General features: G+C 70.3%; 11 protein-coding genes and 1 pseudogene. 6 read left to right on the top strand and 6 right to left on the bottom strand.

The annotated features are described in order from the left end of the window. Window positions 1-447: hypothetical protein (locus ACIGXE_RS09120; protein WP_399745048.1), on the bottom strand; the 447-nt coding region annotated here is incomplete at its 3' end. A gap of 275 nt (window positions 448-722) precedes the next feature. Between ACIGXE_RS09120 and ACIGXE_RS09115 the strand changes: the two are divergent. Beyond that, window positions 723-906: pseudogene (locus ACIGXE_RS09115) on the top strand (hypothetical protein); the annotation flags it as partial. Window positions 907-1,190: 284 nt separating this feature from the next. Further along, entirely contained in the window at window positions 1,191-1,421 is a 231-nt protein-coding gene (locus ACIGXE_RS09110) for a hypothetical protein (protein ID WP_399745046.1), read from the top strand. A 127-nt stretch (window positions 1,422-1,548) separates the two neighbouring features. Here ACIGXE_RS09110 and ACIGXE_RS09105 read toward each other — a convergent pair whose 3' ends face one another. Continuing rightward, window positions 1,549-2,937 (bottom strand): glutamate decarboxylase, encoded by a 1,389-nt coding sequence (locus tag ACIGXE_RS09105; protein ID WP_399745044.1) that lies wholly within the window; start codon window positions 2,935-2,937, stop codon window positions 1,549-1,551. Between the two features lie 404 nt (window positions 2,938-3,341). Here ACIGXE_RS09105 and ACIGXE_RS09100 point away from each other — a divergent pair, with 404 nt between their 5' ends. Then, on the top strand, window positions 3,342-4,022 hold the full coding sequence (locus tag ACIGXE_RS09100; protein ID WP_399745042.1) for a hypothetical protein: 681 nt from the start codon (window positions 3,342-3,344) through the stop codon (window positions 4,020-4,022). A gap of 307 nt (window positions 4,023-4,329) precedes the next feature. Here the strand turns inward: ACIGXE_RS09100 and ACIGXE_RS09095 are convergent, their stop codons facing one another. Then, complete coding sequence (locus ACIGXE_RS09095; RefSeq protein WP_399745040.1) at window positions 4,330-5,178, bottom strand: SDR family NAD(P)-dependent oxidoreductase; 849 nt, start codon at window positions 5,176-5,178, stop codon at window positions 4,330-4,332. A gap of 103 nt (window positions 5,179-5,281) precedes the next feature. Between ACIGXE_RS09095 and ACIGXE_RS09090 the strand changes: the two genes are divergently transcribed. Together ACIGXE_RS09090 and ACIGXE_RS09085 are read left to right on the top strand one after the other, a co-directional pair. Next, on the top strand, window positions 5,282-5,890 hold the full coding sequence (locus ACIGXE_RS09090) for a CGNR zinc finger domain-containing protein (RefSeq protein ID WP_399745038.1): 609 nt from the start codon (window positions 5,282-5,284) through the stop codon (window positions 5,888-5,890). Window positions 5,891-6,102: 212 nt separating this feature from the next. Continuing rightward, window positions 6,103-6,249, top strand: coding sequence for a hypothetical protein (locus ACIGXE_RS09085; RefSeq protein ID WP_399745036.1), 147 nt, complete (start codon window positions 6,103-6,105; stop codon window positions 6,247-6,249). Between the two features lie 92 nt (window positions 6,250-6,341). On the opposite strand, the gene ACIGXE_RS09080 is transcribed toward ACIGXE_RS09085, so the two are convergent. The 3 genes from ACIGXE_RS09080 to ACIGXE_RS09070 form a co-directional block, all read right to left on the bottom strand. After that, complete coding sequence (locus ACIGXE_RS09080; protein ID WP_399745034.1) at window positions 6,342-8,096, bottom strand: CAP domain-containing protein; 1,755 nt, start codon at window positions 8,094-8,096, stop codon at window positions 6,342-6,344. Between the two features lie 357 nt (window positions 8,097-8,453). After that, a complete protein-coding gene (locus ACIGXE_RS09075) occupies window positions 8,454-9,110 on the bottom strand; it encodes a hypothetical protein (RefSeq protein WP_399745032.1) in 657 nt (218 codons plus the stop codon). Between the two features lie 227 nt (window positions 9,111-9,337). Next, on the bottom strand, window positions 9,338-11,680 hold the full coding sequence (locus tag ACIGXE_RS09070; protein WP_399745030.1) for a hypothetical protein: 2,343 nt from the start codon (window positions 11,678-11,680) through the stop codon (window positions 9,338-9,340). A gap of 688 nt (window positions 11,681-12,368) precedes the next feature. Here ACIGXE_RS09070 and ACIGXE_RS09065 point away from each other — a divergent pair. Next, window positions 12,369-12,566 (top strand): hypothetical protein, encoded by a 198-nt coding sequence (locus tag ACIGXE_RS09065; protein WP_399745028.1) that lies wholly within the window; start codon window positions 12,369-12,371, stop codon window positions 12,564-12,566. Window positions 12,567-12,623 lie beyond the last annotated feature (57 nt).

The following is a 12,623-nucleotide window of genomic DNA, read 5'->3' as shown; positions in this document are numbered from 1 at the left end:
CTTGGACCACTCCTTGTCCTTGCCCTTCTCGGCGTCGTCCTTGGACCAGTCCTTGTCCTTCGCCTTGTCGGCGTCACCCTTGGACCAGTCCTCGCCGCTCACCAGGGCGAGCGCACCGGAACCGGTGTGCATACCGCCGTGCGGCTTGTCCTTGTCCTTCTCCTTGGACCACTCCTTGTCCTTGCCCTTCTCGGCGTCGTCCTTGGACCAGTCCTTGTCCTTCGCCTTGTCGGCGTCACCCTTGGACCAGTCCTCGCCACTCACCAGGGCGAGCGCACCGGAGCCCGTGTGCACACCACCGTGCGGCTTGCCGGGCTGGTGCGCCTGGCTGTGAGAGGAGTCGTCCTTGTCCCAGTCCCCCGCGGTGCTGGCGTAGGAAAGCGGTGCGGCGAGCGCCAGGGTGCCGGCGGCGGCGGTCGCGGCGAGAACAATGCGGGCAGAGCGCATCGATGACTTCCTTTCGTCGCCCGCGCCGGCTGACTGTCTGTCGGCTCTTCGAACGCGGCGACATGGCCCACCGTCAGCCACCGCACCTCTCGCCGCTACTTGGGGTAGTGCATCCGATACCAGCCGCAGGCAGAGCCGGGCGGCTCATTGACCTGAAGCGTGATTGAGTTTCAGCGTGTGGCTCACGTGATCATCTGACGACGGGAAACACGCCGTGATCCTTGTGACCGGAGCCACTGGAAACATGGGCAGCGCCCTGCTGAAGGAGCTGCGCACAGGCCTACGCACAGATGGCCGCGGTCTCCGGGTCCCAGGCCGCGGACGCGGTGCTCGACGTCACCGGCGGAGACGTGAACCATGAGCTGCTGATGGTGCGTGACACTGTTGCGTGGGTCACCGGAATGCGGGCCCGCCCGTTTCGAGCAGTGGGCTTTGGAGAACGCCGACGCCTTCCGTTGAAGCGCCTGGGCCTGAGCGCGCTCGTTCGTTCGACCGTGCACAGGTGCGCTCATCGGGGAGTACGCAGACAGGGCCAACTGAAGCACGGCCAGGCGGGATGTCATCGTCACGACAGGGAGGGCCGAGCGCCGGCGCGCTACGCCTGGAACCGCCTGTGCCGGGGATCTCACCCGTCCGGTTCCGCCAGTGGCCACGCCGCCGCCGCTGCTGCTGCTGCTGGGTGAGATGCTCCCTGCCGGAACCACGTGCGCCGCAGGCGGCCGCGTATACGAGCGAAGGACGCCATGACCGACTACCTGGCCGCCGCCATGGCGATGCTCGGCCCTGCCCGGCACAGGTACGCCGATCCGGCTGCTTGGGAGCTGCTCCACGCCGGACGGGGAGTCGAAATCGGCGAAGAAATAGCCGGCCCGAACAGCTCAGCCTTCTACCCCGGCCCCGTCCGGCTGGAGCGCCTCCCGATGACCCCTGAGGACCGCACCGATGCCTGGTTCGGTCCGGATCGCGGCATGTAGCCAACCAGCCACCACAACCGCTGCACCGGCCGCTCTCACTCTCTCTCCCCCCCGAGGCGAGCGGGTGCGACAAGGAGACGACGGCACCGGAGGCCGGCCGTTCGGCTGACGGTGTGCAGGTGCTGTCTCAGTGGTGGAAGCCGACGCGGTCGGCGGCGTGCGCGCGGCCCTTGTCGAGGTGCTTGATCGCTCTGCGGATGTCGTCGGCGAGGAGTTCGATCTCGTCGCGGTCGACGCCGTGGCGGACCAGGACGCGCTGGATGACGGTTTCCTGACGGCCTGGGGGCAGGGGGTAGGAAGGGACCTGCCAGCCGCGCATGCGGAGCTGGTCGGAGAGGTCGTACAGGGTCCAGTCGACGGAGTCGGGGGCGGTGAGGGTGTAGGAGACGGCGGGCAGTGCGCCGGCTCCGTCGTAGAGCAGGGTGAAGGGGCCCATGTCGGCGATCTGGCGGGCGAGGTGCTGGGCGGTGTCGGCGCACGCCTGGTAGACGCGGCGGTATCCCTCGCGGCCCAGGCGCAGGAACATGAAGTACTGGGTGATGACCTGGCCGCCGGGGCGTGAGAAGTTCAGGGCCAGGGTGGGCATGTCGCCACCGAGGTAGTCGACGTGGAAGACCAGGCCGTCCGGCAGGGCGTCCTGGTCGCGCCACAGGGCCCAGCCGACGCCGAGCGGGGCCATCCCGTACTTGTGCCCGGAGGCGTTGATGGAGGCGACCCGCGGGAGCCGGAAGTCCCACTCCAGCTCGGGGTGGAGGAACGGGGCGATGAACCCGCCGGAGGCGGCGTCGATGTGCAGCGGGACGTCGATGCCGCTCTCGGCCTGCATGCGGTCGAGTTCGGCGGCGATCTCCGCGACCGGCTCGTAGGTGCCGGTGTAGGTGACCCCGAGGATCGCGACCACACCGATGGTGTTCTCGTCGACGTACTCCCGCAGCTGATGTGCCTGGAGGCCGGTCGCGCCCGGTTCGACCGGGACCTGGCGCAGTTCCACGTCGAAATAGCGGGCGAACTTCTCCCAGCAGACCTGCACGGGGCCGCACACCAGGTTGGGCCGCTCGGTCGACTGCCCCGTGGCCCGTCGGCGGTCGCGCCAGCGCCACTTGAGGGCGAGGCCGCAGAGCATGGCCGCCTCGCTGGAGCCGGTGGTGGAGCAGCCGACCGCGTCCGCGCCGTCGGCGCCGGCCGGGGCGTGCCAGAGGTCGGCGAGGATGTTGACGCACCGGGATTCGATCTCCGCGGTCTGCGGGTACTCGTCCTTGTCGACGATGTTCTTGTCCAGGCACAGGTCCATCAGGCGGCGGACCTCGTCGTCCGTCCAGGTGGTGCAGAAGGTGGCGAGGTTCTGCGCGGCGTTGCCGTCCAGAAGCAGCTCGTTGTGCAGCAGTTGGAAGACGACGGGAGGTGGCGAGGGCAGGGCGGGCATGGATCGTTTGGGCAGGGGCTGTTCGCTCAGGGGCGAGGCGAAGATGTCGACGGCCGGGTCGGTCGCCGATACCTGGGCGTTGTGGAGAGCCACCGGTCACCTCTCGTGTCGGTCCATAGGTCCGAGTAGGACATTACGGACGCGGCTGAGGGCTCGGCATGTGAACGTACGCCATCCCGGGGCATCGCCAAGAAGGCCGGGGGTGGGGCTGACGTGCGAGGACTCGGCCGATCGGACGAACGCGCGCTCCGGCGTCGGGCCGCTTCCGATCCGTTCCGGCGGTGTGGCGGGGCCAGTCTCCCGGCCGCAACGTAGTCCGGGAGTCCCCCGGGCCCACGCGGGTCGGCTGGCCGAGCCTGTTCGTCGTCGGGCCGGGAGCGGGTGGGCTGGCGTATTCAACCGTGGACAGTTGACCCACGTGCCTCCGGTGCCGCTCCAGAGCGTGACAGCCCTGGGGGGAGATTCTGGGTGTCAGTGGCATCCGGTTGGATGGGCACGTGACTGTCTACGACGTAGCTCGCCGGCTCCCTTCCATCGCTGACCTGCGGAACCTGTGCCGCTCACTGGCGATGCTCGACGCGATCTTGAGCCCGGACTGGGAAGACCGGTATTACTCCTTCAATGCCGGCTGGGCAGACGGCGAGGAGATGGCGTCGATGCGCAACGGGTCGGGGGACGAGTACTCCATCGTCTTCTCGGCGGCCGGGGCCTACGTCCGCGGCTTCGACCACGAAGCACCGATGAGCCCGTACGGCAACGACGGCGAGCCCTGGCCGGGAGTGATCGACGGGGTTCCGGAGGTCTTCCAGCCCTTCGTGGAGGAGCCGGCGTTCAGCGACGAGGACGGCGTCCCCGTCGTGACGGCCTGCCTGTGGCGGGAGGCGACGGATGATCGGTGGCGGCACGGCGTGATCGACTTCCCCGCCGGGTGGTCCGACCCCGACGGGGCGACGGGCCTGTTCGAGCTCCTGGTCGACCGCTCGCCGGAGGCGTTCCAGCGCTTCGCCGAGGACTACTACGAGATCCCCGTGGACCTGGAAGCGGTGCGCGCCGTGTATGCCTTGCGACCGCTGAGCCAGAAGCTCGTGTCCTCGCTGAACGCGGAGGTCAGCCTCGCAGACCTGGCCGAGGACCTCGCCGAGATCGGATACCCGCAGCCGGCCCGGGACGGAATCTGAACTTCAGCCGTCCGTCCCGGCCGGTGGGTGACCGTAGGTGGTCGCCCGCAGGGGAAAGACTGAACGGGCCCGCGACGTACGGTGCGGACGTGGCACGTACCTGCCCGAGCTGTCAGAACGGTGGTTCGGAGCAGCAGAAGCAGAAGCAGAAGCATAAGTAATGGCAGTGGCAGTGGCAGTGGCAGTACGAGGGTCTGGGTCGAAGGCGTCTGCTGTGGCTTCGACCCAGACCTCTGCGGTCATGGCCGGGCGGTCAGGAGAGCCGGGCCATGGCCGTCATGACCGTGTTCCCGGCGCGATGCGGTTGCTACCTGTCGACGGCGTCGGTCACACGCTGCCAGTTGTCGAGGTCCGCGATCCGTGCCTCCAGAGCGGCGCGCATGCCCGTCGCGCTGGAGGGGCCAAGGGCCAGGCGTAGCGGAGGGTTGGGGCTGTCGACCGCGGTCCGGATGCCTTCGGCGATCCGCGCGGCGGCGGAGAAGGCGGACGCCGGCAGCTCCCCGATGGCCTTGTGCACCTCGCGGACGGTCTGGTCGTAGTCACGCAGGCCGGCCGCGACGTCGAGGTTGGCGAGGAAGGGCGTCGCGGTCATCCCGGGCTGGATGATCGTGACCTTGATGCCGAGCGGCGCGACCTCGGCCGCGAGCGCGTCCGATAGGCCCTCGACCGCGTACTTGGTGGCGGCCAGCAGACCCACGCCGGGGTGGGCGGACTGCCCGTATACCGAGGAGCCCTGGAGGATGTGCCCGGACCGCTGGGCGCGGAGCACCGGCAGCGTTGCGCGCAGCACGTTGAGCACTCCGAAGACGTTGGTGTCGAACACGGCCCGGACCTGGGGGTCGGAGGCCTCCTCGACGGCTCCGAACAGTCCGTATCCCGCGTTGTTGGCGACGACGTCGATACGGCCGAAGCGTGCGAGCGTGCCTTCCACCGCGTCCCGGACGGCTCGCTCGTCGCGTACGTCCGTCTGGAGGAGAAGAAGGCGGTCACCGTGCGCTTGCGCCAGTTCGTCCAGGGAGGTGGTGTCGCGGGCGAGGGCGGAGACGGTGTCGCCGTTCTCGAGCGCCTGGAGCGTCAGTTCGCGGCCGATGCCGGACGTCGCACCGGTGATGAGCCATGTGCGGGGGTGGGTCTGGGGGTGTGTTGATCTCGTCATGTTGCGACCGTAAGCGGTTAGCTCGCAACGCGTCAACGTCGGATTGATGGAGAGTTGCCCGCTAGATGGATTAGTGCCGCTCACGCGGATGTACTGTGGGAGGGTGATCAATGCGGCAGCCGGATCCCCCGAACCCAGTCCAGGCACCGTCCCGCCGGCGGTGCAGACCGTTCTCGCGTTCGTGAACACCCGCGCGGACGGATCCGGCCGTGAAGAACTCTTCGCCGACGGGAGCTCGTTCGGGGTCTGGCTGGCGGAGCGCGACGAGTTCGATGGTGAAACGGTGGTGACCGACGCCGACGCCGCTGTCGCGCGCGAGCTGCGTGACGCCCTGGTCACCGTGCTGCTCGCGCACTCGGGCGACGAGGACAGCCTGGGCGAACCGCTGCTGCGCGCCGAGCGGCATCTGCGCCGGGTGGGTTCGCTCTACCCGCTGGCGACGGTCGTCACGGCGGGCGGCGCAGAGCTGGCCTCCCCGCAGACGGGAGTGCCGTACGTGTTCGGAACCGTGCTCGCCGCGGTGACGACCATCGCCCAGACCAGCGACTGGCGGCGCATCAAAGCGTGCCGCAACCCCCCGTGCCACTTCGGCTTCCTCGACCGCACCCGCAACGGCGCGGGACTCTACTGCAGCACCAACTGCGGCTCCCAGGTCTCCATGCGCAAGCACCGCCGGCGGCAGCAGCACCGTCCTCACCTCGAGGAAAAGTGATCTGCAGCGTGGGCCCTGGGGTCAGTTGCTGCGTGCGGGGACTGGATGGTGGAGACTTCCCCGGCCTGGGGTGATGTGCTGGAGCCGATCAGGCAGCACCTGCGCGACCCTCCCCACGACGTCGACGTGGGTCCTGGCTGGCGTCAGTTGGTGCTTGAGTGCCATTTGGCGGTTGTCGCGGAGTTTCCGGAGCTCCTGTCCGTGAAGCAGACGTGGGGAGCGGGGCTGGCGCGGCCCTGCCCGAGCGGTGGTTCGCCGAGCTGAAACAGAAGGAGCTCAAGAGCGGCGTCCACCACTCCGTCCGCGCTCTCGAACGGAACATCCGGGCCTGGCTCGCCGGGCTCGCCGGCTTGAACTGACACCTGTCGGCCGTCTTCGCGCGGACGAAGACGGCCGACGGGATCCTCGACGAAGTCGCCGCCTCCTGCCGGCGAGGCTGTGACTCAGATCATCAGCGGGCGCCGAAGACCTGTGTCCAGTACGGGCCGCCGGAGTTGTGGATGCCTACGCCGATTTCCTTGAAGTCGCAGTTGAGGATGTTGGCACGGTGGCCGGGGCTGTTCATCCAGGCCTCCATGACCTGCTCGGCGCTGCTTTGCCCCATGGCGATGTTCTCGCCGTACGTCGACCAGGGATAGCCTGCGGCGGTCACGCGGTCGCCGGGGCCGGCGCCGTCGGGGTTGGTGTGGTCGAAGAAGTCACGGGCCGCCATGTCGTCGGAGTGGCCCTGAGCCGCCCTGGTGAGGGTGGCGTTGGCGGTGAGGGCACCGCAACCGGCCTTCGCCCGCTCGGCGTTGACGAGAGCTATCACCTGATCGGCGACCGAGGACACGCCCGCATCCCGCTGCGTGTGAGCGTCCGAACCGGCGTCGGAACCACGCGTGGGAACGGCCTTCCGCCGGGTGGGGGCCGTGGTGGCGGGCGCGGCGGGGCGCTTCGGGGAGCCGGTCGCCGTGCTGGGCCGGGGAGCCTTGCTGGGGGTGCCGGTGGGCGTCCCGGGTGAGCCAGGGGTCCGAGCCGCGGAAGCGGACTGAGAGGTGGAGGGGGATGCGGAGGTGGTGAGAGCGCCGGGCTCGTTCGTCAGATCGACATCGAGATCCGGAGCCGCGACGCGGTTTGCTTCCAGCAGATCGCTGCCGCGTCCCGTGTTCAGGGTGAAGGCTCCGCCGGTGACCGCGACGACGGCCAGACCGGCCGCGACCACCACACGGCGACGGGTGCGTTCGTCGGCCTGACGACGCCGACGGAGAGCGGCCCGGGTGGCACGCCGCCCGCCCGCCACCGCGGTGGTGCCCTCGCCCGTGGCAATGAGGTGATCGGACGCATCGGCAGGGACGGCCGCGAACGCCTCTGTCGCGGCGAGTGCCTCCGTGGGGGCGAGGGCTTCGGTGCCAGCCACACCGGCCACAGCGGCAGTGTGGGCCGCGCCCGCTACACCGGTCACACCGGCAGCGCGGGCCGCGCCGAAACTCCCCGAAGCACCGGCCGCCCAGGCGCCCGGACCGACAGCGTCCGAGACGGCTGCCGCGTACGCCGGAGTCGTACTGTCGACCGCCGCTGCGGCAAACCCGGTGACGCAGTACTCACAGTGCGCGGTATGCCGGGCCAGCTCGTCGCGCCACGCGGCGCCCGGTTGGCCGTCCCAGGCAGCGGCATGCTCATCGAGGGCCGGGCAGCGGGGAGCGCGGGCGAGCGCGACGGTCACCGACCGGGCCGCGTCCACGCGTACGCGCAGCGACTCGAAGCACAGCGTCGTGTCCTGCAAGGACCAGTTCAGTGCTGTCGCCGTCTCGTCACGCCCCAGCACCCCCTCCTGCTCCAGCGACCACAGCGACGCCAACACCGCATCCTCCGCCTCGAGCCAACACCGAGCATCGAGGACACCAGCGGCAGGCACGGCCGGAACCGGGAGGCCGGCCGCGTGGGCGAGGGTGCTCGCCACGCCGATGCCGACGAGCCAGGGACGAAACGCCTCCGGCGACGCAAGGGTGCCCAGCACGAACTCGGCGCGGCCCAGCGTGTCCCGCACGATCGCGCGCACCGCGGCGTCGGCGCCCGGTCGGCCCTCGAGAGCCCGGGCCGCAACCGCCTGAACAAGCGGCTCATAGCCGCCGATGAGCTGCTGCCACGCCCAGGTGTCCCCGTACTGCGCCGCCCGTACCAACTCCACGTCCACCGACCGCTCAAAGCCCGAAACCAGCTCCACGCCGCCCGCCCTTCCACACCACTCGTGAAAACCCGTACGCAAGGGAGAGTCGCCGGCAGAGCCTGGATAACGAGAAGCGGGGAACCAGCCCTATGACGTGCGTCACATGACTGCCAGTCGGTCGCCAGACCCGGCCACCCGTGACAGAACCGGCTCCACTCCCCCACGCGTCCAGGAACTCCTCGATCCCCTTGGACGCCTCGGGCACCCGGGGCCGACTGCCGTAAGGCGACACGTTCCCCATCCGGGACCCGCACCACGCAAGCGTGGAGCAGCGGTTCCAGTTCACCCCTTGGTGATCAACGAGATCTTGGCGGCCGAGGTCCGCGTAACCGGAGCGCCGGGGCCGATCCGCTCCTATGACCGCGGTGTGCTGTCCGAGCGCCACCTGGTGAGGCGGGGGTGTCCCGGCAGTTCGGCGCGGCCGGTGGCCCACAGCAGGGTGAGCCAGGGATCCTCGCCGGCCGGAGCCCCTGGAAAGAGACGGGTGAGCACCCGCGAGCAGAGGGCGGAGGGCGGGGTCCAGGCGAGCCCGAAGCCTTCCGCCAGATCGTGCATGTGTACCAGCGTCTCTTGCAACGCCAGCGCCGCGAAGCCTTCAGGGTCCGACACTCCGGCGGCGTGGTGGGCCCGGACCCGGGGCGGCGTGGTGCGCACCATGGCGACCAGCAGCGCGCCGCACGCCTCCAGCACCTGCAGCAGGCCGGCCGGACCCGCGGCACGTTCCGCGTAGACGAAGACCTTGGGGCCCTCCGGCCTCTTCTGGCTCAACGCGAAAGGCACGTGGGTGTCCAGCGGCGGGCTCTGCGGCCCCAGTTGCGCGGCGTAGTAGAACAGGTCGTTGGCGAGGTGCTCTGCGGTCTCCCAGCAGTCCCACTCCAGCGAACCGGCCTTGGCGCCCCAGCCCTCCGGGGGTGCGTCCCGAAGGACGCCCACGGCGAGCCGCACGGCAAGGTCGACGTCCTCCGCGGTGACGGGAGACGACACTGATCCGGTTTCGACTGATCGAGACATGCCAGCACCGTATCGCGAGGAAAAAGGGCAACCACTTCCGGGAACGGCCTTCGAGGCGGACGTGGTCGAGGGTGTGGCGGTGACCGTCCTCGTCGGTCAGGATCCACCCGTCGAGGTCGACCCATTGACGGCCGGTGCTGATGATCTGATCTCGATCCACTTCGAGTTCGGCGACCGGTTGGAGCGGTGTCCCGTACGGGACATTCCCGGGTCATTCCAGCAGGAGGTCAATGCCACGGGGGCGTCGGCGTTCCGTCCGGGTCCAGGCCGTGGGGGCACAGCCTCTTGAACACCTCCTGCATCACTTCTCGACGGACCGACGTGGGAGTTCGGCCGTCATCGACGGCTTGTCGGAACAAGGACTCGGCGCCCTGCCGATCGCCGGCCCGCTCACGCACCCCGGCCAAGCGGACCGTGGCCTCGATGTCCCCGTAGGCCATGGCCTGTCGTAGAAGAAGCTCTGCACCGGCCCGATCGCCGGCCCGCTCCCGTACAACGGCCAGGCCGACCAGGGCGCCGGTATTGCCGCGTTCGGCGGCCTGCCGCGCCAGTGTCTCGGCGCTCGCTCGATCGCCGCCCTCTTCGCGTATCCCGGCCAGGCGGACGAGGGCGTCGGTGTCGCCGAGGTCGGCAGCCTCGCGGGCCAGGGACTCGGCCCCGTCCCGGTCTCCAGCCCGCTCGCGCATGCGGGCCAGGCGGTCCATGAGACTGGTCACGCCGAGGTCGGTGGCCTGCCGGGCGAGGGACTCGGACTCCTCCCGGTCCCCAGCTCGCTCACGCATCTCGGCCAGGCGGTACAGGGCGTCGGCGTCGCGGCGGGCGGCGGCCTGCCGCAGCAGTTTCTCGGCGCCCTCGCGGTCCCCGGCCCGCTCTCGTATCCCTGCCAGGCCGACCAGGGCGCCGGTGCTGCCGTGCTCGGCGGCCTGCCGGAGAATGCTCTCGGCGCCCTCCCGATCACCGGCTTCTTCCCGCATCCGGACCAGGTGGAGCAGGAAGCCGGTGCCGCCCCGGCCGACGGCCTGCCGGGCCAACGACTCGGCGCCCTCCCGATCCCCGGCCTCCCCCCGCATCCTTGCCAGGCGGAGCAGGAAGCCGGTGCCGCCACGGTCGGCCGCCTGCCGGGCCATGGACTCGGCTTCCACCCGGTCCCCGGCTTCCTCCCGCAGTCGGGCCAGGGAGAGCAACGCCTCCACGTCACCGCTGTCGACGGCCTGCCGCAGCAGACTCTCCGCCCCCGCCGTATCCCCCGCCTGCTTCCGCGTCCCGGCCAGGGCGACCAAGGCTTCGGTGCTGCCCAAGTCGGCGGCCTGCCGAAGGAGATTCTCGGCACTGTCCCGGTCTCCGGTTTCCTTCCGCATCCGTGCCAGACGGAGCAGGAGACCGGTGCCGCCACGGTCGGCCGCCTGCCGGGCCAGGGACTCGGCTCCCTCCCGATCCCCAGCTCGCTCACGCATCTCGGCCAGGGGGCGCAGCGCCTCTACGTCACCGCCGTCGACGGCCTGCCGCAGCAGCCACTCCGCCCCCGCGGCATCCCCGGCCTCCTCCCGCATCCCGGCCAGGCGGATCAGGGTGTGGGGGTTGCGGTGTTCGGCGGCGCGGTGAAGCAGGTGGTAAGCCCATTGCAAGCGGTATCGGTCGTGGGCTGCCTGGGCGAGGTTGTCCAGTTCTTCGGGGTGAGTGAGGTGGGTGTGGGCCGCGTGCCAGAAGGAGGCGGGCGGACACAGGGATGTGCGGGCGGTGCGGCCGTGTTGTTCGAGGTAGTCGGCGAGCCGGTACACCGGCCCCGCTGACGGCATGGAGGGGGTGCCGGCGGCGGCAACAGCGTCCGCGGTCGTGCGAGTGGGCGGGCGTCTTGGAAGGCGGGGGGTGGTGCGGCGGAGGGGGGCTTGTTTGCCGTGGACGAGCTGGGCGAGTTCGGCGAACGCTGCCTCTGCCCAGTCGTCGGTGAGCTGGTCGTAGTCGGTGTCGATCAGGTAGTCCGTGGCTGCGTCGGTGAGGAAGGCGTGGGGAAGGTGGAGGCCGACGCCGAGGCGGCGTGCGTCCATCGCGGCGTTCAGCAGCGCGCGGGCGGGCGCAGTGGCGTGCTGGTACCGGTTCAGCAGTTCGGGGGCGCCGGCCAGGTCCTGGGTCACGCGCCCGTCTGCGCCGGCCCGGTCCAGTGCGTCTGCCAACAGCGCGTCGCCGCCGTCCTGGGCGAGGACTGATGCGGCGGCCAAGGCCTCGGTGTCGAAGGAATCGGGGACCGTCACGGTGTGGCCGGCCAGCAGTTCTCGCACCCTGCTGTAGCGGTCCTCTCGCTCGGGCGTGGACAGGGCCGTGTACTGGTGGGCGTATTCGGGCCACAGCGTGGCCAGGACGAGGACCGGCCCGCGCTTGTCACTGAGCAGCAGGTGACGAACGGCCGCCGCGATCCGCTCACCGGCCGTGCGGTCGCCCAGGTAGTGCTGGGCCTCGTTCAGCCACACCACCGTGTAGGGGCCGACACGGTGCAGGTCTTCCAGTGCGGCCTCGGCCCGGGTCGGATCGTAGGGATGCCACAGCCGCCACCCCTGGTCCGCGAGGGGCTGCACGGCCTCCCAGCATGCGCGTGTCTTCCCCGTCGACGACTCACCTACGAGGACCACGATCCGGCTACGGCCGCCGGCGACATCGCGGACCGCTTCGGCCAGCACCACGTCGTGCCCGCGCGGCACGTAACTGGGCAGTGCCCGTGGGCCAACGGCAACGGCACCGGGGCCGGGGCCGGTAGCGGAGTTGCCGGGGCCGGGGCCGGTAGCGGAGTTGCCGCTCCCGGCCGGGTGGACCTCCAGATCGTGAGGGTCCCACTTCCCGATCGGACGGCCCGGACCTGACGGGATACCGCCACGGGCTGCCTGCCGCCGGAGCCTCAGCAACTCCCCGTCAGGCAGCTTCAGCACGCGGGCCAGCGCAACCACCGTGTGTTCCGAAGGCAGCGGGCCGTCGTCCTTGAAGGCCGCGTGCACGGTCGTACGTCCCAGACCCGCCAGGTCGGCGAGCTGCGCCTTGCCCGTCAGCCGGGAACGCGACAGCCCGTCGGCAAGCCTGCAGCGCAGGACCGTGAGCGGATCGCCGTCCGGCTCCCCTGCCTGTTCGCCGCCCCCACGTTCCTCGCGCACCCGTCTTCCCCCGGCCTCGGTGTGTTCGCCCGTGTTCATCTTCGTCCAGGCGAACCCCGCCGAACACGGTTTCCGCGACCTTCGACCCTGTCAACGCCTCATCTCGCCGCGGGAGTCCACCGTGTCCGTTGCTGTCGTTCTTCTCTCCCTCGCCGTAGTGGTCGTCCTTGCGCTGCTGACCGCGGTCGGCGCGGGCACACTCTCCCGCATGGACGGCGCCTCCTACCCGACCGCCCTCACACGGGCAGCCACGGCCTTCGCCGCAGTCATCACGCTCGCTGCCGTCGTGACCGGCGCCCTCACCGCTCTCCTCACCTGACCCGCCCCCGCAGCCGTCCCGGTCGTGAGACAGGGGATGCACCAGGCAGTACGGGAC

The organism is Streptomyces sp. NPDC053431 (genome assembly GCF_044544925.1).
Taxonomy (GTDB): Bacteria; Actinomycetota; Actinomycetes; order Streptomycetales; family Streptomycetaceae; genus Streptomyces.
This window is presented reverse-complemented; position numbering and strand designations above follow the sequence as displayed.